Source organism: Staphylococcus pasteuri (genome assembly GCF_030547725.1).
GTDB lineage: Bacteria > Bacillota > Bacilli > Staphylococcales > Staphylococcaceae > Staphylococcus > Staphylococcus pasteuri.
The window spans coordinates 227,278-251,598 of record NZ_JAUOQO010000006.1; the positions used below are offsets into that span (position 1 = coordinate 227,278).

27 protein-coding genes and 1 riboswitch are annotated in these 24,321 nt (G+C 31.2%); of the genes, 3 read left to right on the forward strand and 24 right to left on the reverse strand.

Going from position 1 to position 24,321, the window contains the following annotated elements; genetic code table 11:
- Window positions 1–7: 7 nt before the first annotated feature.
- The 6 genes from dltB to Q4528_RS08760 form a co-directional block, all read right to left on the reverse strand.
- The gene (dltB, locus tag Q4528_RS08735; RefSeq protein ID WP_046466497.1) at window positions 8–1,222 is read right to left on the reverse strand and encodes a D-alanyl-lipoteichoic acid biosynthesis protein DltB; all 1,215 of its coding nucleotides are present in this window, start codon (window positions 1,220–1,222) and stop codon (window positions 8–10) included.
- On the reverse strand, window positions 1,219–2,676 hold the full coding sequence (gene dltA, locus Q4528_RS08740) for a D-alanine--poly(phosphoribitol) ligase subunit DltA (protein ID WP_046466496.1): 1,458 nt from the start codon (window positions 2,674–2,676) through the stop codon (window positions 1,219–1,221). The genes dltB and dltA overlap by 4 nt, the downstream gene beginning before the upstream one ends.
- Window positions 2,677–2,690: 14 nt before the next feature.
- Window positions 2,691–2,843, reverse strand: coding sequence for a teichoic acid D-Ala incorporation-associated protein DltX (locus Q4528_RS08745; RefSeq protein WP_017637455.1), 153 nt, complete (start codon window positions 2,841–2,843; stop codon window positions 2,691–2,693).
- 364 nt (window positions 2,844–3,207) lie between these two features.
- Complete coding sequence (locus Q4528_RS08750) at window positions 3,208–4,170, reverse strand: 2-hydroxyacid dehydrogenase (protein ID WP_046466495.1); 963 nt, start codon at window positions 4,168–4,170, stop codon at window positions 3,208–3,210.
- 22 nt (window positions 4,171–4,192) lie between these two features.
- The gene (nucF, locus tag Q4528_RS08755) at window positions 4,193–4,972 is read right to left on the reverse strand and encodes a 5' nucleotidase NucF (protein WP_046466494.1); all 780 of its coding nucleotides are present in this window, start codon (window positions 4,970–4,972) and stop codon (window positions 4,193–4,195) included.
- Window positions 4,972–5,406, reverse strand: a complete 435-nt coding sequence (locus Q4528_RS08760; protein WP_017637458.1) for a DUF86 domain-containing protein — start codon at window positions 5,404–5,406, stop codon at window positions 4,972–4,974. Before Q4528_RS08760 ends, nucF begins: the two co-directional genes overlap by 1 nt.
- 104 nt (window positions 5,407–5,510) lie before the next feature.
- Here Q4528_RS08760 and Q4528_RS08765 point away from each other — a divergent pair, with 104 nt between their 5' ends.
- Entirely contained in the window at window positions 5,511–5,777 is a 267-nt protein-coding gene (locus Q4528_RS08765; protein WP_017637459.1) for a DUF3055 domain-containing protein, read from the forward strand.
- 99 nt (window positions 5,778–5,876) lie between these two features.
- Here Q4528_RS08765 and Q4528_RS08770 read toward each other — a convergent pair whose 3' ends face one another.
- From Q4528_RS08770 to sufC, 12 genes are all read right to left on the reverse strand, one after another.
- Window positions 5,877–6,251: a YutD family protein gene (locus Q4528_RS08770; RefSeq protein WP_017637460.1), complete on the reverse strand. Its 375-nt coding sequence runs from the start codon at window positions 6,249–6,251 to the stop codon at window positions 5,877–5,879.
- A 145-nt stretch (window positions 6,252–6,396) separates the two neighbouring features.
- Window positions 6,397–7,314: a lipoyl synthase gene (gene lipA / locus Q4528_RS08775; RefSeq protein ID WP_017637461.1), complete on the reverse strand. Its 918-nt coding sequence runs from the start codon at window positions 7,312–7,314 to the stop codon at window positions 6,397–6,399.
- Between the two features lie 84 nt (window positions 7,315–7,398).
- Complete coding sequence (locus Q4528_RS08780; protein WP_303521269.1) at window positions 7,399–8,718, reverse strand: bifunctional metallophosphatase/5'-nucleotidase; 1,320 nt, start codon at window positions 8,716–8,718, stop codon at window positions 7,399–7,401.
- Window positions 8,719–8,810: 92 nt separating this feature from the next.
- Window positions 8,811–9,638 (reverse strand): sulfite exporter TauE/SafE family protein, encoded by an 828-nt coding sequence (locus Q4528_RS08785; protein ID WP_017637462.1) that lies wholly within the window; start codon window positions 9,636–9,638, stop codon window positions 8,811–8,813.
- Window positions 9,639–9,652: 14 nt separating this feature from the next.
- Window positions 9,653–10,501, reverse strand: coding sequence for a DUF72 domain-containing protein (locus Q4528_RS08790; RefSeq protein ID WP_046466491.1), 849 nt, complete (start codon window positions 10,499–10,501; stop codon window positions 9,653–9,655).
- Between the two features lie 218 nt (window positions 10,502–10,719).
- The gene (locus tag Q4528_RS08795) at window positions 10,720–11,796 is read right to left on the reverse strand and encodes an NAD(P)H-dependent flavin oxidoreductase (protein WP_017637464.1); all 1,077 of its coding nucleotides are present in this window, start codon (window positions 11,794–11,796) and stop codon (window positions 10,720–10,722) included.
- A gap of 22 nt (window positions 11,797–11,818) precedes the next feature.
- A complete protein-coding gene (locus tag Q4528_RS08800) occupies window positions 11,819–12,841 on the reverse strand; it encodes a hemolysin family protein (protein WP_046466490.1) in 1,023 nt (340 codons plus the stop codon).
- A gap of 294 nt (window positions 12,842–13,135) precedes the next feature.
- Complete coding sequence (sufB, locus tag Q4528_RS08805) at window positions 13,136–14,533, reverse strand: Fe-S cluster assembly protein SufB (protein ID WP_017637466.1); 1,398 nt, start codon at window positions 14,531–14,533, stop codon at window positions 13,136–13,138.
- 160 nt (window positions 14,534–14,693) lie between these two features.
- A complete protein-coding gene (sufU, locus tag Q4528_RS08810; protein WP_017637467.1) occupies window positions 14,694–15,155 on the reverse strand; it encodes a Fe-S cluster assembly sulfur transfer protein SufU in 462 nt (153 codons plus the stop codon).
- A complete protein-coding gene (locus Q4528_RS08815; RefSeq protein ID WP_176745282.1) occupies window positions 15,145–16,395 on the reverse strand; it encodes a cysteine desulfurase in 1,251 nt (416 codons plus the stop codon). Before Q4528_RS08815 ends, sufU begins: the two co-directional genes overlap by 11 nt.
- Before the next feature lie 35 nt (window positions 16,396–16,430).
- Window positions 16,431–17,738: a Fe-S cluster assembly protein SufD gene (sufD, locus tag Q4528_RS08820; RefSeq protein WP_017637469.1), complete on the reverse strand. Its 1,308-nt coding sequence runs from the start codon at window positions 17,736–17,738 to the stop codon at window positions 16,431–16,433.
- A 105-nt stretch (window positions 17,739–17,843) separates the two neighbouring features.
- Window positions 17,844–18,605, reverse strand: coding sequence for a Fe-S cluster assembly ATPase SufC (gene sufC, locus Q4528_RS08825; protein ID WP_017637470.1), 762 nt, complete (start codon window positions 18,603–18,605; stop codon window positions 17,844–17,846).
- Between the two features lie 320 nt (window positions 18,606–18,925).
- Here sufC and popT point away from each other — a divergent pair, with 320 nt between their 5' ends.
- Complete coding sequence (popT, locus tag Q4528_RS08830; RefSeq protein WP_303521273.1) at window positions 18,926–19,786, forward strand: polyprenyl-phosphate transporter PopT; 861 nt, start codon at window positions 18,926–18,928, stop codon at window positions 19,784–19,786.
- Window positions 19,787–19,851: 65 nt separating this feature from the next.
- Here the strand turns inward: popT and Q4528_RS08835 are convergent, their stop codons facing one another.
- Window positions 19,852–20,025, reverse strand: coding sequence for a CsbD family protein (locus tag Q4528_RS08835; RefSeq protein ID WP_017637472.1), 174 nt, complete (start codon window positions 20,023–20,025; stop codon window positions 19,852–19,854).
- A 152-nt stretch (window positions 20,026–20,177) separates the two neighbouring features.
- Between Q4528_RS08835 and Q4528_RS08840 the strand changes: the two genes are divergently transcribed.
- Complete coding sequence (locus tag Q4528_RS08840; protein ID WP_156156324.1) at window positions 20,178–20,351, forward strand: hypothetical protein; 174 nt, start codon at window positions 20,178–20,180, stop codon at window positions 20,349–20,351.
- A gap of 87 nt (window positions 20,352–20,438) precedes the next feature.
- Here Q4528_RS08840 and Q4528_RS08845 read toward each other — a convergent pair whose 3' ends face one another.
- From Q4528_RS08845 to Q4528_RS08865, 5 genes are all read right to left on the reverse strand, one after another.
- Window positions 20,439–21,248 (reverse strand): MetQ/NlpA family ABC transporter substrate-binding protein, encoded by an 810-nt coding sequence (locus Q4528_RS08845; RefSeq protein WP_029055610.1) that lies wholly within the window; start codon window positions 21,246–21,248, stop codon window positions 20,439–20,441.
- Between the two features lie 16 nt (window positions 21,249–21,264).
- Entirely contained in the window at window positions 21,265–21,960 is a 696-nt protein-coding gene (locus tag Q4528_RS08850; RefSeq protein ID WP_046466488.1) for a methionine ABC transporter permease, read from the reverse strand.
- Entirely contained in the window at window positions 21,953–22,978 is a 1,026-nt protein-coding gene (locus Q4528_RS08855) for a methionine ABC transporter ATP-binding protein (protein ID WP_303521277.1), read from the reverse strand. Before Q4528_RS08855 ends, Q4528_RS08850 begins: the two co-directional genes overlap by 8 nt.
- Window positions 22,979–23,066: 88 nt before the next feature.
- A riboswitch (SAM riboswitch) is annotated at window positions 23,067–23,169 on the reverse strand.
- Window positions 23,170–23,226: 57 nt separating this feature from the next.
- On the reverse strand, window positions 23,227–23,523 hold the full coding sequence (locus Q4528_RS08860; protein WP_046466487.1) for a thioredoxin family protein: 297 nt from the start codon (window positions 23,521–23,523) through the stop codon (window positions 23,227–23,229).
- Complete coding sequence (locus tag Q4528_RS08865; protein WP_017637478.1) at window positions 23,516–23,902, reverse strand: toprim domain-containing protein; 387 nt, start codon at window positions 23,900–23,902, stop codon at window positions 23,516–23,518. Before Q4528_RS08865 ends, Q4528_RS08860 begins: the two co-directional genes overlap by 8 nt.
- Window positions 23,903–24,321 lie beyond the last annotated feature (419 nt).

The window sequence follows — 24,321 nt, forward strand, 5'->3', positions numbered from 1 at the left end:
TCCTTTATTAAATAAATTTACCTGAGAAAATTAAAAAGCCGAACGTTACAAAATGGAATGTGATGACAACACTTAACGCGTTAGTCCATTTATTTTGCCAACGTGGAGGATGATTTTTTCTCCATTTTTCATAATAACCATAACCTATAAATAATGCTGCATGGTATAAGCCATAAATAATATAATAAACTTCTAATCCGTGCCAAACTCCCATGATAAAGAAATTAAGGAAGAAAGCCATGTTTGACATAGCCAATTGACTCTTAAACATCTTCTTACGAGACATATAAAATAATGATCTCATATAAATACAGTCTCTAAACCAAAATGATAAAGTCATATGCCATCTATTCCAGAAATCTTTAATATTTTTAGATTGGAAAGGTTTATTAAAGTTTGGTGGTGTTTTAATACCATATAAATAACTGAGTGCTATGGCAAATAAACTATAACCTGCAAAATCAAAGAATAGATAGAAACTGTATGCATACATATATAACCACATATGAGTAAATCCATGTAAATTCATTTGTAGTGGATTGATCGCATATACTTGAATGAAGTAAGCAATGATATATTTATACAAGAAACCTAACATAATCATGTGAATTGCTTTTAAAACTAATTCTCTATATTCCCCACCAGTTGGTACCTTTTTGTCATCTTTAACAAAACGTTTATATCTATCAATTGGCCCAGATGAGATAGTTGGGAAGAATGAGATAAATTGAATTAATTTGCCAATTTTAATTTCTTTAATTGAACCGTCTCTGATTTCCATAATTAATTGAACACTCTTGAAAGTAACGTATGAAATACCTAAGAAACCAACAAATTCAATTAATTTACTTTCATGGAAATGAATTTGATGCCCACCTAACCATGTACTTTGTAATACTTTAACTAGTGCTAATGGCAATATTGACAGAACCATGATAATCACAAATTTTGAAAAAGTATTATTCTTTTGTCTAGATTTATAATAAAACATGATTAAGCCAACTTGCCAAATAACATATATGATAAAACTGATTAATTGAACACTTAAATACTTTTGACCAAACAAATTATGTTTATCTGATGAAAATATCAGTATAACCATTATTGCTGTCGTAATACCGTTATATATATAGCTTCGCTTACCTAAAAAGCCAAGAATTATAACAGGAATTAGTACAATGAATGAAATTAAGAAGAATGTAAACGTGCCATAAGGTATCATCCGTTAACAACCTCTGCAATCTTCTTACGATCTAGTTTACCATTAGATGTAAGTGGTAATTGCTCCATCCAAACAAACTTTTGAGGAATCATATATTCTGGTAAGCGCGTTTTAAGTTCATCTTTGATGTTCTTTGTCATTTGTCTGTAATCTTCTACTTTTTCAGTTGCAACAACAGCTCCTATAAGATGAGTTACTTTGTCATTTTTATAAACAGGAACTACAATAGCTTCTCTAATTAGTTCAGAATCTCGTAATTGTGATTCTATCTCTTCCAATTCCATACGGTAACCATTCAATTTGATTTGGAAGTCTATACGACCTTGAATAAACCATAAACCATCTTCTTCTTTAGCTTTATCTCCTGTGTGATATGTTCTCACTCTATCTTCAAAGTTAAACACGGCAGCTGTTTTTTCTTCATTTTTTAGGTAACCAACACTTACACTTTGACCTTGAATGACTAATTCACCTTCATCAGTTGTCGTTAATTTAGTGCCAGGTCTTGAAACGCCTACTGGAAGTGGATTATATTGCTTAAGAATCTCTGGCGTAATTTGTATACTAGTCACCGCTACAGTAGCTTCCGTAGGACCATAAGTATTGTATATAACACCATTAGGGAATCTATCAACTAATGCTTTAGCTGTTCTGTGTCCAAAAATTTCTCCACAGAAGAAGAAATGATTTAAACTACCATATTGTTCTTCATTTAATGTTGGTAGTAATAAGCACATTTCAATAAATGATGGCGTAGAAACCCATATGTTAATCGGCGTAGCTAATAACATATCATTTAATAGTTTTGGTTTTTTAATCATGTCTTTATCAACAAGATTTAAAGTGCCACCAGAAACTAAACATGGGTAAATTGCCATAACTGATAAATCAAATGAAAATGGCGCTTGGTTCAACCATTCTTTCCCATTACCTAATTGATTCAATGAATTCATCCATTCAGCAAATTCAACAAGACTAGCGTATTCGATCTGAACACCTTTTGGCTCACCTGTAGAACCTGATGTGAAAATAGTATATACAACATCATTATCCTTCATTTGACTATCAAAAATAATTGAGTCTTGTGAATTAACAACATCTTCAATCGTAATCATCTGTACATGTTGATGATCTAATTCATAATCGGTTGTGTTAAAAATATATTCTGGTTGAACTTTATCGATTATCATCTTCACTCGCTCTTCTGGTACAGATGTATCGATAGGCACATAGCCGCAACCTGCTTTAATCGCACCAATCATACCTACAATCATATAAGGCGACATATGACCAAATAAAATCATAGGTTGTTGACTGCCTTGTAATTGATGTGCAAGCTTACTAGAAACTTCATCTAATTGCTTATATGTTATTTCATCAGTCGTATGTCTAACTGCTACTACATCTGGTTGTTCTTTACTCAGTTGACTGAGAATATTAATAATATCTGTCATAGTTTTCTCCCTCATTAAAATTCATTATAAATGAAGTTATTATGTGTATCTCCACTACCATATATTAAATATAAAGCGATAAATATTGCTAAATATAATAAAGTTAAAAGATACGGCTTCATTGCTAGGTAATATTTATTCGTAGGTTCCTTACCTTTAGTTTTCATTGGGCAACTCTCCTAAAATTTACTTATCATAAACCAAAGTTCTTAATCGTCTGTATTCAATGTAAATAATTTTAATATATAATAGCTGTTTTATATTTTGTTTTTACAATTCATTATACTCATGTTTCGAATAAAATTCAAAATTATTTTTAGCATAAAAATTTAAGTTAATTACTCCAAGTTGCGTAAGCTATAAATATAGTATGAGCATATTACTTATTGAATAATATTATTTTAAATCTTACGTTGTAATTAAACAATTACAGACGGTATAACAAAATTGTTAGATTGAGCTATTTTAAACATAATAAAAAGCCTATCTATTTAATTAAACTAAATAGATAAGCTTAAATTATAATTAAAACTATGAATTTACTGGGGTAATTGCAGATTTATTATTTAATACTGCTTTAATATTATCCACGCATAATTGAATCATATTATTCCGTGTATTTTCAGATGCACTACCAATGTGTGGAAGAATCACAGCATTAGGCATTTTTAATAGTGGATGATCCATAGCAATTGGTTCTTGTTCTAACACGTCTAAACCGCATGCTAATAACTGTCCTTTGTTTAAAGCATTTACTAAATCTTCTTCATTTACAATGGCACCTCTACCAATATTGATAAATATTGAATCAGATTTCATTTTTTCAAATGCGGATGCATTAAATTTATGTTTGGTTTCATCTGTTAAAGGTGCAGTACATACCACAAAGTCACTTTCTTCAAGTAATTCATCAAATGAAACCCATGTAGCACCCAATTCGTTTTCAGTCGCTTCTTGTCTTGAACGATTATGATATAAAATCTTAGTATTAAAGCCTTTCAAACGTTTAGCAAAAGCCTTACCAATATCTCCCATACCAAAAATACCAACAGTTGAACCATATACGTCTTTACCAGATAATAAATATGGCCCCCAACTTTTCCATTGTCCTTCTTGAATATATTGTTCAGCTTCTACAATGCGACGAGCAGTTGCTAACATAAGTGTAAAACCTAATTCCGCAGTCGTTTCAGTTAAAACTTCTGGTGTATTAGTCACAGTGACACCTTTTTGTTTGGCAACATCAATATCTATATTATCGAAACCAACAGCCATATTGGCTACTATCTTTAAATTTGGTGCTTCATTTAAGCACGTTTCATCAATTTTTTCACTTAAAGTAACAAAACAAGCTGTTGCATCTTTGATAGATAATAAGAATTTTTCTCTAGGCATGGGTATAAATTTTTCATTCCATACTTCGACTTCTGCAATTTCTTCTAACTGTGCTATAAACTTTTGAGGAATTTGACGTGTTACAACAATTTTGTTCAATCTTTGAGCCCCTCTCACCAAGTTAATTTGTTAATTCAACAATTGTTTCATTTAAATCTTTAAAAGAATATGTTGGTGGAATATCTTTTGTCTGAATTTCTTCTAGTGTAGTCACACCTGTTTGAACATGAACAGTATCGATACCAACGTTTATACCAGACATAATATCTGTATCATACAAGTCTCCAACCATGGCCACTTCTTCTTTATTAAGTTGCAATAGTTCTAAAGATTTATTCATAATTATCGTTTCTGGTTTACCAATAAACTGTGGTTGTACTCCTGTAGATACTGATACCACACTTGTAATTGCACCATTACCTGGTAAGAAACCTCTTTCTTTTGGTATAGAAACATCAGGATTTGTTGAAATAAATGTTGCTCCTTTTCTGACAGCAAGTGTTGCTATAGCAAGCTTTTCATAAGTAACATTTTCATCAAGTCCGATAACAACATAATCAACATTTTCATCATTTTTAACTACTAGACCCGCTTCAGTCAATGCAGAATGTAGACCTTCACCGCCTAACATATAGACAGATGCACCTGGAGATTGTTCAGAAATATAATCTGCTGTTGCTAAAGCTGATGTAACAATTTCATCAGGTGTTGCGTCGATATTCATTTCATGCAATTTATCTGCAACTTGATCTGGCGTCTTGGTAGAATTATTTGTTACATATAGATGTGGAATTTGATGTTCATTTAAATAATCGATAAATTGACTTGCACCATCAATTTCATCAGTTCCTTTATACATCGTCCCATCTAAATCTATTAAATATGCCTTGTATTGCTTCACTATTTGTTCTCTCCTTTGCCAAATGCAGTAATTGGAACATTTTCATTATTTAAAAATTGAATAACTTCATCAATAAATTGTTTGTAGTAAGGTATTGCTTGATCAAATAACGGTTCAATTTCATTAGTATCAAGTTGAATATAGTTATGTGCAAATTGCTTTCTTACATCTACAGTTTTATTAATATTTTCTTGAGTTTCTTTAGAAATAACATTTTCTAATTCTAAAATATCAATCACGTCTTTATAGTTACCTGGATCTCTTAGAATAAATCCATCAATAATCATATTTCCAATATCTACTGATGATTCAATTAACATTTGTGCGATTCTTTCAAAAGCATAATGATTATCTTTGTTTTGAGTATAATCCTCTGTTAATTGTCTTAAGTAATTTAGTTTTTCTGAAAGTTTATCTTTATCTACAAAATACATTTCCTAATCACCTCTTATTAACTTTATAATATCATAATTTTGCAGTACACTTCATTTGTCGTTATACTTAGGCGTAGTATATTTCGTTTAAAGGGGTTCTACAAATGATTGATATGTATTTATATGATGATGAAGAACAAAGCCAAGTTCAATTTGTTGGATTTGTTGGTGAACATAGTCGATATGACTTAATGCTCGTTCAAACCGATCGACATTATGGTAAAACTTTGGTATTAAATATGCAAACTAATAAATTTGGTATTATTGGATCTGATGATATTGAAGAAGAAGGTTATATCGCTCATATATTAGGTGTATCTGAAGAAGAAGGCGATGAAATCATTGAATACCTTAATGAAGTGATTCAATAATAATTTTGATATAAATTAAAAGTAAATCTCCCTCCAAGTACGTTAATGTATTTGAAGGGAGATTTTTTATATTTGTTATTATTAATTAAAATTGATAAATCACTTTTCAGTATCTTGGATAGTTGGTTGTATTTTGACATCATGTAATTTATCATCTTGATCAATAACAGTTAAGTCTTCTGCTTGTTGTTTCACTTCATTTTCTGATAAATGTTTAACTACAAAATAGGGACATCCAAAATTACAATATTCTAATAAATAATCTTGTATACTAGAGAATCTTTTACTAATTTCTGCTTTTTTATTAGTATCCTTAAAGAAACCTTTTAATCTTAATTGGTCATAACCAAAATCTCCTACTACATAGTCATATTTATCTAAAATATCAGAGTATCTATTTGCGAATATTTCTTCATCAAAACAATCTCTATAATCTTCTATTAATTCAAAATACTGTTGCTCTACTTTTATCATAATTTCACCTAATCTATTTCACGATATATTATATCGCTATTTTAACAACACTATATATTTTCATTCAAATCTTTAAACTATTTAGTAAAAACAAGAACCACTTTATTTATTTTCATAAAAAAGTGGCTCTACAGATTGTATATTATTAACTATTTAATTGCTCTTCACCTTGACGTTGTCTTTCTTTGGCAGCTTCGTTAACTTGTTCATCTGCGTGGTAAGAACTACGTACTAACGGTCCAGCTTGACAATGTTTGAAGCCTTTATCCATAGCTACTTTTCTCATTTTACCGAATTCTAATGGTGTGTAGTATTTTTCAACTTTTAAATGTTTACGAGATGGTTGTAAATATTGACCAATTGTTAAAATATCTACATCATTGGCACGTAAATCATCCATTGTTTCATAAATTTCTTCCATTGTTTCCCCTAAGCCTACCATTAAACTTGATTTTGTAGGAATATCTGGCTGTAATTCTTTAGAACGACGTAAGAATTCTAATGTTCTATCATAAGTTGCACGAGCACGAACTCTTGGTGTCAAACGACGAACTGTTTCAATATTATGATTTAAGATATCAGGTTTAGAAGCCATTAATGTTTCTAATGCTTCATAATCTCCACCCATGTCTGAAGGTAAAATTTCAATTGTAGTGAATGGGTTTCTTGCTCTAACTTTTCTAACTGTTTCAGCATAAACGTTTGAACCTGCATCACGTAAATCATCACGTGCAACTGCTGTAATAACAACGTGTTTTAAATTCATTAATTCAACTGATTCTGCTACACGTTCTGGTTCATTTAAATCTAATTCATTAGGTAAACCAGTTTTAACTGCACAGAAACGACATGCACGTGTACATACAGCACCTAAAATCATAAATGTAGCTGTACGTCTTTCTCCCCAACACTCATGTATATTTGGACACTTTGCTTCTTCGCAAACAGTGTGTAAATTCTTTTCACGCATCATTTTCTTAAGGCCAGTATAATTCTCGTTCGTGTTCAGCTTAATTTTCAACCAATCCGGTTTTCGTAGTATTTCCTCATTTTTAGTAGCCATAACAACGCATACCCTCCTGTTTAATCTCTCTTTATGTTATTATAACGAAATTAATCATAAAATAAAATCTAATCTACAGTTATTTTAAAATTGTAGTAACTTTTGTTCGAATATATCTCTTAAAAATTCTGGCATAATATATTCTGTTGGAAGTCCTTTTAACATTGGAAAATATCTACCAAACGTGTACATATCAACTGTACCTAATACGTATGATTGATTATCTTGAATTTCTTTTCCATTTATAAAGTAGCGATCTTCTGATTCAATAAAACCTATATTATATAATACATATCCTCCAAAGATATCCCCTCGGAATCCAAGTCCCTGTGCATGTTCATGCATGTATTCTTGTTTCTGACTTTTAATAATTACTTTTTTTAATTCTTCACCTGTTAATTTAACTCTAACCACATTAATAGGATGAGGTAACATTTGATGAATATCAAATTCGGTAATTTCATCAGAATCTAGTCCTTTAACTATTAAACCAGCATTTATAATTGTACAATCTGCATTCGTAAATTCATAGACACTTTCAGCTAATAAATAAGACGTTTTTGTGATAACATCTGTTTTATTTTCTAATTTGATAGGATGGTTGACTACTAGTTTACTCATTAATGCTTTGCCTTCACTATCAAAATCTGTTTCAACTTGAGGCAATTGTTCTAATGGATGCAAACAAGCCGTCTTACTAGTTACCTTTTTATCTTCAATATCTAAATTTACTTCACCTAAAAAATGTCCATATTTACCTGCTGCAGCCATTAATACTCCATTATTCATTTCTCCATGTTCAAAGTAGTGATGCGTGTGACTTCCAAGTATTAAATCTATTTCAGGTATTTCCTGACATAATTTTTCATCAAAGAACACACCAACATGGCTCATCACTATCAAAATATCATATTGATCTTTATGATCATTAATTTCATCTTTAATAGCTTCTAATGGATCAGTTACTACCCAATCTAATGCTCTATAAAACGGCGTAAATGGAGCTGTAGCAGCAACAAATAAAATTCGTACTCCGTTGATTTCCTTTATATAAGATGAAGACATGTGGTTAGGTAAATGTCCTTCTTCATCAAATAAATTTGCACAAATTACTTTAAATTGAGCATCGGTATATAAATTTTGTAAGGCTTCATGCGAAATGGTCATGCCTTCGTTGTTTCCAATTGTCGTAATATCACATTGCGCCTCATTAAGAAGTTCTATATTCTTTTTACCTAATGTAGCTTGGGTAATCGGTGCTGATAAATCAACATGATCACCTATATCTAAATATAGTGAGGGATGTTGAAGTTGGGAACGATGTTCTGCAATATAAGATTGGATACGTGCATATTCATTAAGATGACTATGAATATCATTTGTATGATAAATAGTTAACTTCACAGTACTTCCCCCTTTTCTATTTGTTTTGATAAGTCTATACGTAATCTATCGAGTAATAACTTTTATAGTAGATTATGCTATTAACAATTAATTTAAATAATTGATTTGATGATTAAGTAAGCACCTATTAATAACATCACTGTACGTAATAATGTTACCACTGTATCAGACTTGATTGAATGATTTACCTTAACACCTATTTTAGCACCTATATAACTTGAAATAATTAATACTATTGAATAATCCCAAGCAACATGTCCTTGTATAATATGTCCGATTGAACTCATGACACTTGAGAAAAATATCATCATCATACTTGTACCAACAGCAACATGTGGTGGAAATCTAAAAACAATTAACATTAACGGAGTCATTAATGCACCACCACCAATACCAAATAGTCCAGTAAGGATACCTATGAATAAAGTTGCGACAAATGCTATTAAAGGTGGAACACTATAATGATAGGTTTTACCTTCTGCATCAATATAGGTCTTTTCATATTGTGGCTTATTAAAAACTTTAAAAGGTTTAATTTTGTTTCTTACTATTAATAAAATAGCAACCAAAATCATAAATATCCCAAAATAAAGGTTAAATGATTTTAATGTTAAAAACTGACTCAAAAAAGAACCTAATAATGAACCTGGTAATAAACCAAATAAAAAAATAGAGCCATTTTTAATATCTACTTGTTTAGTTTTTAAATAGCCTAAAGAAGATGATAAACCTGTAACAATAAGTATAACCGAAGAAGTACCTATTGCTATTTGAGTAGTAATACCGTGTAAAATATTATGATCTACTCCTAAATAGACAAGTGTAGGAACAATAATGATTCCGCCACCAATACCTACAATTGAACCAATAATAGCAGATAGACCACCAATAATAATTAATAAAATAATTGTCAATAACATACTTGTTTCGCCTCTTAAAATAGTTTTAATTGTTGTGGTGCTAAACCTTCATAGTCAATGCCAAGCATATCTTGATATGTTTTTGCATTTTGTGCGGCATGACCACCTGAATTGTTATTAAAAACAACATAAACCTTTTTAGCTTTTTGTTCTAAAATTTTAACCTTTTGTGCTAAGTCATATAATTCTTGGTCATTATAATTATATAAGTATCTTACATCTCGCCATTCTTGATCTGTCATATCTTTTTTAGTCCAACCATGTACGTTCCTACCATGATATCTTACAAAAGCAATATCGCTAGTTATTCTATTTACTAATGGGATACTTCCATCTTTGACTTGTGGTTCATCAACAACAGCATGAATAATTTGATGTTCAGTCAAAAATGTTAATGTCTCTTCTTTAAATCTTTCATTAAACCAAGATTGATGTCTAAATTCAACACATATAGGAAAATCTTTTAATTGTTGTTTCACATATAAAATATATTTAATGTTTTGACTTGAACAATCGAACCAAGGTGGAAATTGCACCAAAACCATAGCTAATTTTTCATTTTCTTGTAATGGCTTTAACATTTCTTTAAACTTATCAAACAATTCTTGACGTGTTTCTGCAAAATTTCTAAAATCTGCATGCAATGTTAATGCTTGATGAATTTTAACTACAAATTGAAATCGTTTTGGTGTTTCATTTATCCATTTTTGAATATTTCTTTCTGGTTGAATTGCATAATAAGATGCATCTAGTTCAACTATTGGAAAGTGACTTGCATATGTTTTAAGTTTATCGGTTTTTCTCTCTAAATCTTCGTATAACGTATCATGATCTCCCCAACCAGTTAGACCTATATTTATCATTTATATCACCAAACTTATGATACCACAGAATAAATTCGCAATTCACTTTATCAATACGAAATTTACAGATTCTTATTAATTGGTGTACCATAATAAAATTACAATCGAAAATTAAATAGCCTGCGACAATGATGTATGTCTCAGGCTATAATCGGTAGAACAACCTAGCTTAACTTAACGTGTATATGTCACTAGACTTATAAAATCGTAGTGATATTTTATTTTAAGTTCTTTGCTATTAGGTTTATTTGATTAATTATACGATCCATTAATTCTTCTGCTTTTTGTTTTTTAGCTAGACGTGGTGATTGTCCACTCCATATATGAGTTAATTCACTTTCGCCTTGCTGTACTGCAGTTTTACGAATTTGATTTGTCAGTTGATTTTGTATTGGATATTCAGGTATTTCACCTTGATATTGACTCATTTCTTTAACGAATTGATTATTAATACCACGTGCATTTTTACCGCTAAACACATTGGTTACGATGGTATCTGTTTCTTTACTATTTAATATGGCTTCCTTTAGTAAATCATTAGCTCCGCTTTCATTAGAAGTTAAGAAGGCCGTACCCATTTGTGCACCTTGAGCACCTAACATAATACTTGCTAATAGACCTCTTTCATCCATTATACCTCCTGCAGCAACTACAGGTATCGACACGTGATCAACAACTTGAGGTACCAATGACATCGTTCCAATCATTGGCTCTTCACTATCCCCTAAACGTAAAAATGATCCTCGATGTCCTCCCGCTTCACTACCTTGGGCTATAACAATATCCATACCAGCTTTTTCATTTTCTATAGCTTCTTCTACTGTTGTAGCTGTACCAATTAATATTACATTATTTTCTTTTAGTTTCTCGATAATTTGATGATCAGGAATTCCAAAGGTAAAGCTACATACTGGAACTTTATATTCAATAACTTTATTTACAGCATCTTTAAATTTTTGGCTTTCCTCAATATTAACCACAGGTTCTTCTAAATGAAACGCTCTTCTATATGGTTTCAACCATGCATTCATATGTTCAATTTGGTCTGGGTTGACACCTGTGTTTTCTTTAGGTACAAATAGATTCACACCAAATGGTTGTTTTGTTAATGATTTAACTGTTTGAATTTCACTTTCTAACTTTTCAATACTAAAATAACCCGCACCAATCGTTCCTAATCCACCTTTTTCACTAACAGTTGCTACTAAAGATGGGGTCGTACTACCTGCCATACCAGCTTGAATAATAGGATATTGAACCTGTAATGTTCTCGTTAATTGATTATTATTCCACATTTGATTCACCAACTCTTACTAATTATTTTCTATTTCTATTTGGAAATGTTTGTTTCTTTAACTTTTCTTCTTCCTCTTTATCTAACTCATCTTCTATTTCCATACCTAGCAATGTCTCTATTAAATCTTCATGAGATACTATGCCATCAGTACCACCAAATTCATCTAATACTATAGCTAAATGCTTTCTTGATACTGTCATTTTTCTAAGTACCCATTCAGCTTTATTATGTTCATTCACGAATAATGGTTTTGATGAAAATTTTGTGATTGATTCATATTTTTTCTTACTCCATGCTAATAAGTACTTAGAATGGAATACGCCTACAATATCATCTATATCTTCATCATATATTGGATACCTTGTATATGGTTCATTCATTACCGTTTCATATGCCTCATCAAATGACGTAGTTTTGGGAAATGCAACGACATTCACTCTAGGTGTCGTATCAACATCTTTGACCTTTAAGTTTTCAAAATCTAGTACACCTTTGAGTCGATTTTGTTCTGTTTCATTGAATGCACCCTCACGTCCTGCAATCATTAACATTGTTCTTATTTCTTCTTTAGAATACTTACTTTGTTCCTTTTGTCCTTTTGACAATAATTTATTAATACTATCTGTAATAGCATTTAATATTTTAGTTATTGGTTTAAGTATAATAACTAAAATATTAATAACTGGATAAACCAATCTTGTTATTTTATTTGGAAATGTTGCTGCGATTGATTTAGGAATAACTTCAGATACCAAAATAATGACAACAGTAATTACAGCAGATGCTATACCCACATTGACGCCAATGTTAATTGCTAAAATCGTTACTAATGTAGGTAAAATGATATTTGCAACATTATTACCTATCAATATAGTAGTAATAAATTCAGTTGGTTTATCTAATAATCGGGATAATCCCTGTGATTTTTTATCTCCATTTTTGGCTTCAGCTTGAAATTTCGTTCTATTTGCTGCAGTTAATGCAGTTTCACTTCCTGAAAAGAAAAATGATAATAAAATTAAAAATATGATAGCTATAATCATGAAGCATGCTCCCCGTTCATAATAGTTATATAAATATTGAATTATAAATTTATTCCCCTGAACAAACTTTTGTAAACTATTACAATATGCTGCTTTAATTAATATAATATTCAACTTCTGTGAGTAACCATGAATCATAAAAAGTGGACAATAAATAGAGTTTAGTCAATTTATTATCCACTTCTATTTGCTATTTAATTTCATACTAAATTTAAACAAATCATAAATTAGTAACTAAAAAAACACCAAGCTATTATACCTATACGTAAAATAGCTTGATGTTAGTAGAGGAAGTTAGCCGATACTGCCTTCCATTTCGAATTTAATTAATCTATTCATTTCTACCGCATATTCCATTGGTAGTTCTTTAGTGAATGGTTCAATGAATCCCATAACAATCATTTCAGTCGCTTCTTCTTCTGAGATACCACGACTCATTAAGTAGAATAATTGTTCTTCTGAAACTTTAGATACTTTAGCTTCGTGCTCTAATGAAATATTGTCGTTAAATACTTCATTATAAGGGATTGTATCTGAAGTTGATTCATTATCTAAAATTAATGTGTCACATTCAATGTTTGAACGTGCACCTTTAGCTTTACGTCCAAAATGAACAATACCACGATAGATTACTTTACCACCGTTTTTAGAAATAGATTTAGAAACAATTGTTGAAGACGTATTTGGTGCTTTATGAATCATTTTAGCTCCAGCGTCTTGTACTTGTCCTTTACCAGCAAATGCGATAGATAATGTACTACCTTTTGCACCTTCACCTAATAATACACAGTTAGGGTATTTCATAGTTAATTTAGAACCTAAGTTACCATCAACCCATTCCATATTACCATTCTCATGAACAAATGTACGTTTAGTAACTAAGTTATAAACATTGTTTGCCCAGTTTTGAATTGTAGTATAACGGACGTGTGCATCTTTATGGACAATAATTTCAACTACAGCTGAGTGTAATGAACTTGTTGTATAAACTGGTGCAGTACAACCTTCAACGTAGTTTACTGAAGCACCTTCATCAGCAATGATTAAAGTACGTTCGAATTGACCCATATTTTCAGAGTTAATACGGAAGTATGCTTGTAATGGTGTATCTAATTTAACGTTTTTAGGAACATAAATGAATGATCCACCTGACCATACAGCTGAGTTTAATGCCGCAAATTTATTATCTGCAGCTGGAATAACAGAAGCAAAATATTCACGGAATAAATCTTCGTTCTCACGTAATGCACTGTCAGTATCTTTGAAGATAATTCCTTTTTCTTCTAATTCTTTTTCCATATTATGGTAAACAACTTCTGATTCATATTGTGCAGAAACACCTGCTAAATATTTTTGCTCAGCTTCAGGAATACCTAATTTATCAAATGTACGTTTGATTTCTTCAGGTACTTCATCCCATGAACGCTCAGTGTGTTCCGATGGTTTTACATAATAAGTAATATCATCAAAGTTTAATTCTGATAAGTCACCACCCCATTGAGGCATTGGCATTTTATAGAATAATTTTAAAGCTTTCAGACGGAAATCTAACATCCATTCTGGTTCATCTTTCATTTTAGAAATTTCTCTAACTATATTTTCAGTTAGACCTCGTTCTGATCTGAAAATGGAAACATCTTCGTCGTGGAAACCATATTTATAATCCCCAACATCAGGTGCTTTTTTAGCCATTTCAATCACTCCTTATATATATTTAAACGTCATGCGCGAGATTTTTAATTACAAGTATAAAATTGTCATCATATTATAACAATGATTATCGAAAGTAAAAAGCCAACATCATTGATATCTAGTTATTGTTTACCCGTTATGTCATTAAGAAACATAACTATTAATCTTCTGTTGTCCCTTCTGTCTTACCTTCTTTTTCGACTGTTCCTTTTTCGAGTGCTTTCCAAGCTAAAGTGGCACATTTTATTCTTGCAGGGAATTGAGAAACACCTTGTAATGCTTCAATGTCTCCCATTTCTTCAGTAATTTCGTAATCTTCACCTAGCATCATCTTAGTAAATTCTTGACTCATTTGCATAGCTTCAGCTAACGTATGACCTTTTACTGCTTCAGTCATCATAGAAGCACTAGACATAGAAATTGAACAACCTTCGCCTTCAAATTTAGCATCATTTATAACGCCATCTTCTATATCAAATGTAAGTCGAATACGATCACCACAAGTAGGGTTATTCATATCAACAGTCATCGAGCCATTATCTAATACGCCTTTGTTTCTAGGATTTTTATAATGATCCATAATTACAGATCGATAAAGTTGATCTAAATTATTAAAATTCATATGAGAAAAACTCCTTCGTTTGTTTCAATGCATATACTAATTGGTCGATGTCTTGCTTATTATTATAAATATAAAAACTTGCTCTAGCTGTAGAAGAAACGCCTAACCATTTCATTAATGGTTGTGCACAATGATGTCCAGCTCTCACTGCTACACCTTCAGTATCAACTGCTGTTGCTACATCGTGTGGGTGAATGTCTGTTAGATTAAACGTAATGACACCTGCACGTCGATCTTTAGGTGGCCCATAAATATCTAAGCCTTCAATATTAGACATTTGTTCGTAGGCGTATTCTGTTAATTCTTTTTCATGTTGATGAATTGCTTCGAATCCTAATTGTTGAATATAACGAATTGCTTCAGCTAAACCAATTGCTTGTGCAATTAATGGTGTACCAGCTTCAAATTTTGTTGGTAAATCAGCCCAAGTAGCATCATATTTACTTACAAAATCAATCATATCTCCACCAAACTCGACGGGTTCCATATCTTTTAATAAATCACGTTTGCCATATAAAACACCGATACCTGTAGGCCCTAACATTTTATGCCCACTAAAGCTATAAAAGTCAGCGTCAATATCTTGCATATCTAGAGCCATGTGAGGAGCTGCTTGAGCACCATCTACACTAATCACCGCACCATGTTGGTGAGCAATTTCGGCTATGGTTTTTACATCATTGATTGTACCTAGAACGTTAGATACATGGGCAATAGCTACAATTTTAGTTTTGTCGTTAATTGTGGCTTTAATGTCCTCGATATTTAATTCACCTTGTTCTGTCATAGGGATGAATTTTAATGATGCGTTTTTACGTTTAGCTAACTGTTGCCATGGAACAATATTAGCGTGATGTTCCATCTCAGTAACAACAATTTCATCGCCTTCATCGACATTAGCATCACCATAACTATGTGCAACAATATTAATAGAAGCCGTAGTTCCTCTTGTAAAAATGATTTCCTCAAAATATTTAGCATTAATAAAACGTCTAACTGTTTCACGTGCACTTTCATATCCGTCAGTTGCTAATGAACCCAACGTATGAACACCTCTATGAACGTTAGAGTTATAGCGTTTATAGTAATCATCTAACACATTTAAAACTTGTACTGGTGTTTGGCTTGTCGCTGTTGAATCAAGATATGCTAAACGTTTGCCATTAACTTGTTGTTCTAAAATCGGAAAATCTTTGATTATTTCATTAACGTCAAATGAATGTTCGGCCACTTTATTCACGACCCTTCTTTAATTAAAAATCTCTTACTTTAAATCTATTTAGAAACTTTAAGTTCGATAACTTCTCTTAATTGACGTTTTACGTCTTCAATTGGTAATTCTCTTACTACTGGATCTAAGAAACCATGTATAACTAAACGTTCAGCTTCTCTTCTAGAAATACCACGGCTCATTAAATAGTAAAGTTGTTCTGGATCAACACGTCCAACAGATGCTGCGTGACCTGCTTCTACGTCGTCTTCATCGATTAGTAAAATAGGGTTCGCATCTCCACGAGCATTTTCTGATAACATTAATACACGAGACTCTTGGTTAGCAATTGATTTAGTACCACCATGTTTGATATGACCGATACCATTAAATACTGATGATGCATTTTCTTTCATTACACCATGTTTTAAAATATAACCATCTGTTTCTTTACCATATTGAACAATTTTAGAAGTTAAGTTGATTTTTTGATCACCTGTACCGACTACAACTGATTTTAATTCACTTGTAGAACGATCACCTATTAAGTTAGTTGTATTATCAATAATTTGGCTACCTTCGTTCATTAAACCTAATGCCCAATTGATGGCAGCGTCTGCTTCAGTAGTACCTCTTCTAATGATATGTCCAGTGAAACCTTTATCTAAATAATCTACAGAACCATATGTGATATTAGAATTTGCCCCAGCAATTACTTCTGAAACAATATTAATTTGATTTCCTTCACCACTTGCATTAGATAAATAGTTTTCTACATAAGTTACTTCAGCACTTTGTTCAGTGGCAATAATAACATGATTATAAAAACTTGCATTTTCATCGTCATGTAAAACAACATATTGAACTGGATGTTCAACTACGACATTTTTAGGAACGTATACAAATACGCCACCATTCATTAATGCAGTGTGTAATGCTGTAATACGATGTTCATCTACATTTACAGCATCTTTCATATAATATTTTTGTACTAATTCACTATGATTAACAAGTGCTTCTGATAAACCTTCAATGATGACACCATCATTTTTGGCTTGTTCAGAAACTTGTGTGTATGCTAAATCATTATTATGTTGAATAATTAAATTCTCAGTGTTTTCAACATCGATAATTTTTTTAACTGATTCTGGTAATTCTGATAAACTTTGATAAACATTACCTTCTGTGTGATGTTGTTTAAACGTATCAAAGTCCCATTTTCTTAATTTAGTTTTGTCAGGTTTTGGCATTTCTAAAGTTTCTGTTAATTTCAACGCTTCTTTACGTAGTTCAGTCATCCAAGAAGGTTCATTGTGCGCTTTTGAATAATCAACAAGTTGTTCTTCAGAAATGTTCAAAGTTTCAGTTGTCATAACTCTTATCCTCCCACTTGATGAAATAGTATTAATAATTCAATGTTCAGTTTCATCATTTATACGAACATCTCAACGAGCTTTAAATCGATAGATTAATCTCGACTATTCAGTAGCACCAAATTCTTCTTTAACCCATTCATAACCTTCTTCTTCAAGGCGTTTTGCTAATTCTGGTCCACCAGATTTAACAACTTTACCACCATACATAACATGTACTTTGTCAGGTGTGATGTAGTTTAATAAACGTTGATAGTGCGTAATCATTAATGCACCGAAGTCTTCTCCGCGCATTTGATTGATACCTTTAGACACTACTTTTAAAGCGTCAATATCTAAACCTGAGTCAATTTCATCTAAAATAGCAAATTTAGGTTCTAACATCATTAATTGTAAGATTTCATTACGTTTTTTCTCTCCGCCTGAGAAACCTTCATTTAAGTAACGTTGAGCCATGTCTTGATCAATGTCTAAGAAATCCATTTCTTTATCTAATTTTTTGATGAATTGCATTAAGTTAATTTCTTGACCTTCTTCACGTTTTGCATTAATTGCTGAACGCATGAAATCGGCGTTTGTTACACCAGTGATTTCTGAAGGATATTGCATTGCTAGGAATAATCCAGCTTTTGCTCTTTCATCAACTTCAAGTTCTAAAATATTAACACCATCAAGTAACACTTCACCTTTTGTTACTTCATAGCTTGGATGACCCATAATTGCTGATGATAATGTTGATTTACCTGTACCATTTGGTCCCATAATGGCATGAATTTCCCCAGTATTAATTGTTAAATTAACGCCTTTTAAAATTTCTTTATCTTCAATAGACACGTGTAGGTCTTTAATTTCTAATGTTGATGACATTTATATTCCCTCCATAAAATATAAAGTTTTCTTAACTAGTTTATAATAATTTTAATCTATAGTCAAAAAGCCTTTGGAATTTTCAATCTACTATATTATAACGTACTTACAGGTTAATATAAACTTTTTAAACCGATAAATTAGAGTAATTCTTTTTAAAAAATTATTTTTATCTATAGTTTAATGTTATTTCAAATGATAACGAAAACCGTTACTTTCTCAATAGCCATTTTTTAGACAAATAGTCGGTTTATTTAACTTTAAATCAATAATTATGATATGATTCATTTTAACCTTATAGGTTAAGAAAGGAGTCATTAATGAAAAACTTCAAATGGATAAATTTGATTAAAGGATTTGGCATGGGTACAAGTGATTTAGTGCCAGGAGTCAGTGGTGGAACAATTGCACTTTTGCTAGGTATTTATGATGGCTTTATCAGTTCAATAAGTGGTTTATTTTCGAAAAGATTTTGGCCTAGCTTTAAATTTTTATTACCTATTGTAATTGGTATGCTATTAGCTATAGGTATTTTAAGTAATTTATTCAACTACCTTTTAAGTGCGCACGAAGTTCCTACTATGTTCTTTTTTACTGGTTTAATTATTGGCATCATTCCCTACCTTCTTAAAGTGTCACATTTCAAAACTACTTTTAAAACGAAACATTATATTGTCGTTTTAATAGGCATCGCATTACTAGTCATCATGACCTTATTAAATAGTGGAGACAAACACGCAGGAGAGACATTATCTTTAACTACTAGTCTTATTATTAAATATTATATTGCAGGTATATGTGCTTCTAGTGCAATGCTTCTTCCAGGTATATCAGGGTCATTTATGTTACTTATTTTCGGAGCATACGGGACGGTTATGTTTGCTATATCAGAACTAGTAAAATTTAATTTCGATGCTTTACCAATACTTTTAATAGTAGGTTTAGGTATATTGTCTGGATTTTTAATTTCTAGTAAACTCATCCAGTATTTATTACATCATCATACAACCGTAACATTCGCATTAATTATTGGATTTGTTATCGGATCTATTTATGCTGTATTTCCTGGAATACCAACTTCATTGGTAACATGGATAATCTCTATACTAACGTTAATTATAGGTTTTATCGTTAGTTACATTCTTGGTCAGATAACTGTTAAAAACGAAGAAAGTATATAGGCAAAAAAGTATTAAAACAAAAAAGGCTCTCAAACACATCATGTGTAAGAGAGCCTTAATATTATCTATTTATCTTCTTTATTACCTTTAACTTTATCAATAACGTTGTTAACTGTTTCTTTCACTTTACCAGAAGCTTTATCTTCTTTACCTTCTTTTTCAAGGTTTTCATTGTCAGTAACGTTACCTACAGTTTCTTTTACATTACCTTTTGCTTGTTCGAATTTATCTTCAGCCATTTTGAATTCCTCCTTGAAATATTTATCAATTGTTATGATTATTAAATACCACGACCTATAAAAATTAAACATACTTTTATTTTTTATCAACTTATTATATGAGTATATTAAATATATAGTTATGTTACGCTATTGGCGAGGAGGTATCTGTAGTGTTTTCTATTTTCATTTATGGTATTAGTGCTATTTTAATTTTGATCGCTATTATTTTAATTATTAGAGCCCAACTATCTCGCCACTCCAAAAACAAAAGTACATTCGTACCTTCTATTTTATTATTAATTGCTTCATTAATTCTGCTTATCAATGGCTTAATGCGTTTATAGTAAATAAGAGTTTAGGTCTATCTTTAAATTCTTATTCACACAAAAATCCTCAAGTCAAAGTGACTTGAGGATTTATTATTATGCTAATTATTTTGCTGGTACAACCGCACCATCGTACTCTTTATTAATGTAATCTCTAATTTCTTTAGATTGTAATACTTCCATTAAAGCTTTGATTTTCTTATCGTCTTTATGTCCATCTTTAACTGCAATTAAGTTAGCATATGGATTGTCTTTAGCTTTTTCGTATGCGATTGAATCTTTTTTAGGATTTAATTTTTGATCAAGTGCATAGTTTGAATTGATGATAACAGCGTCAGCATCTTGTTTTTGATAAATTTTAGGTAAAAATTCTGCTGATTGTTTGTTATTAAATTTAATATCTTTTTTATTTTCAGTTATGTCACTAAATTTAGCATCTTCAATTTTAACGCCTTTTTTAATTTTGATTAAACCTTCATCTACGAAGAATTTTAAGAAACGTCCTTGTTCTGCTGGGTTGTTAGAAACGTAAACTGTTGCCCCTTTTGGTAAATCTTTTAAGCTTTTATATTTTTTAGAATAAACAGCCATTGGTTCTAACTCAACGTTACCTGCTGATTCAATTTTATAGCCTTTTTCTTTACTTTCAGTTTTAAGGTAAGGTGTATGTTGGAAGAAGTTGGCATCTAATTCGCCTTTATCTAATAATTTGTTTGGTGTTGTATAATCATTAATTGTTTTGATATCTAATTTATACCCTTTTTTCTCTAATAATGGTTTAGCTTTTTCTAGAATCTCAGCATGTGGTGCTGGTGAAGCTCCAACTTTAATTGTTTTATCGCTTCCTTTTCCACCACAAGCTGCAAGTGCTACAGTCAACGTTAATAATAATAAAATACCTAAGATTTTCTTCATTGATTTCTCCCCTTTTTTAGCGTTTATCTATTTTATTTGTAATCCAATCACCAATAAATTGAATGATGAATACAATAATTAAAATGAATACTGTTGAAACTAAAATGACATCATTTTGATTTCGAGTAAAACCAGTTAAATAAGCTAAGTTACCTAAACCACCGGCTCCAATAACACCTGCAATTGCAGTAGATCCTACTAAAGCAATCGCTGTTACTGTAATTCCAGATACTAATGCTGGCATCGCTTCTGGAAGTAATACCTTTCTAACTACAGTCCAAGTATTTGCCCCCATTGACCAAGCCGCTTCAATAACCCCTTTGTCTATTTCTTTGAAAGCTATTTCTACTAATCTTGCATAGAATGGTGCTGAACCAATTATTAATGCAGGTAATGCACCCGTTGGTCCACTAATAGTTCCTAGTACTACACTTGTAAATGGTATTAATAACAAGATTAAGATGATAAATGGAATTGCTCTAAATAAGTTCACTATGAATGAAACAATTGAATAAAAGACTCTTGCTATTTTAGATTCGCTCTTAGCTGATAAAAATAGTAATACACCTAAAATTAATCCAAAAATAAATGCGAAAATAGTTGATACTACAGTCATATAAAGTGTTTCAACTATGGCTTGCCAAACATCTGGCCATTGCACATTAGGCATTGTGACCATTTCTTTTAAAATATCACTAAATGAATTATCCATGTCTTAACACCTCCACATTTACATGTTGTTCACCAAGATTAGATTTAAAATCTTCGAAATTTTCAGAACTTATATGCGGTATGTGGACGACTAAGAAACCTAAAGTACCATTTCTTGTGTTTTTGATATCAGCTTCTAAAATATTCAAATCAACATTATGTTTTTTAGTAATATATGAAACAATCGGTTGTGTTGTATTCTCGCCATTGAAGTTTAATCTAACTATGTAAGAATCTTCACTAAGTGGTTCTAAATCATCCAATGATTCTTCAAAATCATCGTTTAAATCATCTTTAACAAAACGTTTAGTAACTTCATGTTGTGGGTTTTCAAACACTTGACTTACTTGGCCTTGCTCGATAACACGTCCGTTTTCCATTACTGCAACTTCATCACAAATACGTCGTATTACATGCATTTCATGTGTGATTAAGACGATAGTTAAATTTTGTCGTTCTCGTATTTTGAATAATAAATCAAGTATCTCATCTGTTGTTTGAGGGTCCAATGCACTTGTAGCCTCATCACAAAGTAAAACAGTTGGATCGTTTGCTAATGCTCTAGCGATACCTACTCTTTGCTTTTGACCTCCAGATAATTCAGAAGGATATGCATTTTCTCGGCCTTTTAAACCTACAAGTTCAATAAGTTCGTTAGCCTTCCTTTTTGCTTCGCCTTTTGAAACGCCAGCAATTTCTAAAGGAAATGTGATATTTTTTAGTACGGTTCTTGACCATAATAAATTAAAGTGTTGGAAAATCATGCTCACTTTTTGACGCTTTTTACGTAAATCTGATTTAGTTAATTTACTAATACTGTCGCCATCGATAATAACATCACCTGAGGTTGGAGTTTCTAAATTATTAAACATTCTAATCAATGTACTTTTTCCTGCTCCAGAAAAACCGACAACGCCAAATATCGAACCAGATTCAATATTTAAATCAACGTGATCTACAGCAAGTACGTCTTTGTTTTTCGTATGATATTGTTTAACTAATTGTTTTAACTCAATCACGTTAATGCCTCCTTGTTTAACTTCTACCAATTAAAAAATGCTTTCTCTAAACTTTAAGGTGTTAGAGAAAGCATTGAAAAATATCTTTCTCTCATCTTCTAAAGTTTGACTTTATGTGAATTGGCACCATTTCTATATTAGACGGTTGCCGGGCTTCGTAGGGCACATCCCTCCACCTCTCTCGATAAGAGTGTAAGCATTATTTAATTTGATTTAATCCTACCATCCAGGTAGAAATTCGTCAATCATTATTTTAAATTTTCTAACAAATAAGGAACTGATCTAAAAGCATATATTCTTTTCGATTCTTTATCCTTATTCATTAACATTAATACTGGTACTGACATAATTTGGTGGTCTTCACTAAATTTCGGATGAAAATTCAAATCGATTTTTTTAACTGGAAGATTTAATATTTCATTAGCGATATCCAGCATTCTTTCTGATACTTTACAAGTTCCACAAGTTGGAGTATACCCAAATATCAAATGTTTTTCCTCACCAAAATTTTCAGTTACATCATCTACTTCTATTGTTTTATTCATTTACTAAAACTAACCTTTCAGTTTTTAAATTAGACATGAGGGGCTTTTCTTTTTTACAGTTAAAACCATGTTTAGTAAGTACATTTGCTAAATAATTTTTAGGACAATTAGCTACTTCACAATAGGTTTTATCTACAAATATATGTTCACACTCACTCAAGTATCGCTTAAACCATTTTCTAATACGATCACCTTCATCATCGGAATCGGCTAAAACGAAAACTTGCTTGCCATAAAGTGACTCTATCATATCATCAATTTTATCAATACTCATAGTACCATGCGTACAAATAATGTTAACTGGTTCTGCAATGACTTGTTGTAATCTTTTCTTATCTGATTTACCTTCAACAATAATTACCTTATTCACAATAGTCATAATGATTCACCCTTTGAAAAATCAATAATTAGCTATCACTATATATTTCCACTGTAGTGTTATTTATCAAACATATATCATTAAACTTTAATTTCTCTTAATATTTTCCTTACATAATTAAAACTAACTTTATGTATTACTGTGTTATTAGTTTTTAATTAAGTAACACTTTTACTTTATTTCAAGTTTTAATTTATAGGCATAGATACCAATCATTATTGGGTAGCACTAGTTTTCTCTAGTGCATAAGTGCTTCTAAAATCTAAAGATTTTTCTTTTTTCGGTTCGCACTAGCTTTTGCTAGTGCATAAGTTCCACTAATCTAATTGAAAATTAGAAGTGGATTGCGGATCGCCCTAGCTTTCACTAGTGCATAAGTGCTTCTAAAATCTAAAGATTTTTCTTTTTTCGGTTCGCAC

Bases quoted from the DNA above. Each gene is read 5' to 3' on its own strand.
- dltB (WP_046466497.1), bottom strand. From the start codon at position 1,222: ATGATACCTTATGGCACGTTTACATTCTTCTTAATTTCATTCATTGTA.
- dltA (WP_046466496.1), bottom strand. From the start codon at position 2,676: ATGACAGATATTATTAATATTCTCAGTCAACTGAGTAAAGAACAACCA.
- Q4528_RS08745 (WP_017637455.1), bottom strand. From the start codon at position 2,843: ATGAAAACTAAAGGTAAGGAACCTACGAATAAATATTACCTAGCAATG.
- Q4528_RS08760 (WP_017637458.1), bottom strand. From the start codon at position 5,406: ATGTATTTTGTAGATAAAGATAAACTTTCAGAAAAACTAAATTACTTA.
- Q4528_RS08765 (WP_017637459.1), top strand. From the start codon at position 5,511: ATGATTGATATGTATTTATATGATGATGAAGAACAAAGCCAAGTTCAA.
- Q4528_RS08770 (WP_017637460.1), bottom strand. From the start codon at position 6,251: ATGATAAAAGTAGAGCAACAGTATTTTGAATTAATAGAAGATTATAGA.
- lipA (WP_017637461.1), bottom strand. From the start codon at position 7,314: ATGGCTACTAAAAATGAGGAAATACTACGAAAACCGGATTGGTTGAAA.
- Q4528_RS08785 (WP_017637462.1), bottom strand. From the start codon at position 9,638: ATGTTATTGACAATTATTTTATTAATTATTATTGGTGGTCTATCTGCT.
- Q4528_RS08790 (WP_046466491.1), bottom strand. From the start codon at position 10,501: ATGATAAATATAGGTCTAACTGGTTGGGGAGATCATGATACGTTATAC.
- Q4528_RS08795 (WP_017637464.1), bottom strand. From the start codon at position 11,796: ATGTGGAATAATAATCAATTAACGAGAACATTACAGGTTCAATATCCT.
- Q4528_RS08800 (WP_046466490.1), bottom strand. From the start codon at position 12,841: ATGATTATAGCTATCATATTTTTAATTTTATTATCATTTTTCTTTTCA.
- sufB (WP_017637466.1), bottom strand. From the start codon at position 14,533: ATGGCTAAAAAAGCACCTGATGTTGGGGATTATAAATATGGTTTCCAC.
- sufU (WP_017637467.1), bottom strand. From the start codon at position 15,155: ATGAATTTTAATAATTTAGATCAACTTTATCGATCTGTAATTATGGAT.
- sufD (WP_017637469.1), bottom strand. From the start codon at position 17,738: ATGACAACTGAAACTTTGAACATTTCTGAAGAACAACTTGTTGATTAT.
- sufC (WP_017637470.1), bottom strand. From the start codon at position 18,605: ATGTCATCAACATTAGAAATTAAAGACCTACACGTGTCTATTGAAGAT.
- popT (WP_303521273.1), top strand. From the start codon at position 18,926: ATGAAAAACTTCAAATGGATAAATTTGATTAAAGGATTTGGCATGGGT.
- Q4528_RS08835 (WP_017637472.1), bottom strand. From the start codon at position 20,025: ATGGCTGAAGATAAATTCGAACAAGCAAAAGGTAATGTAAAAGAAACT.
- Q4528_RS08845 (WP_029055610.1), bottom strand. From the start codon at position 21,248: ATGAAGAAAATCTTAGGTATTTTATTATTATTAACGTTGACTGTAGCA.
- Q4528_RS08850 (WP_046466488.1), bottom strand. From the start codon at position 21,960: ATGGATAATTCATTTAGTGATATTTTAAAAGAAATGGTCACAATGCCT.
- Q4528_RS08860 (WP_046466487.1), bottom strand. From the start codon at position 23,523: ATGAATAAAACAATAGAAGTAGATGATGTAACTGAAAATTTTGGTGAG.
- Q4528_RS08865 (WP_017637478.1), bottom strand. From the start codon at position 23,902: ATGACTATTGTGAATAAGGTAATTATTGTTGAAGGTAAATCAGATAAG.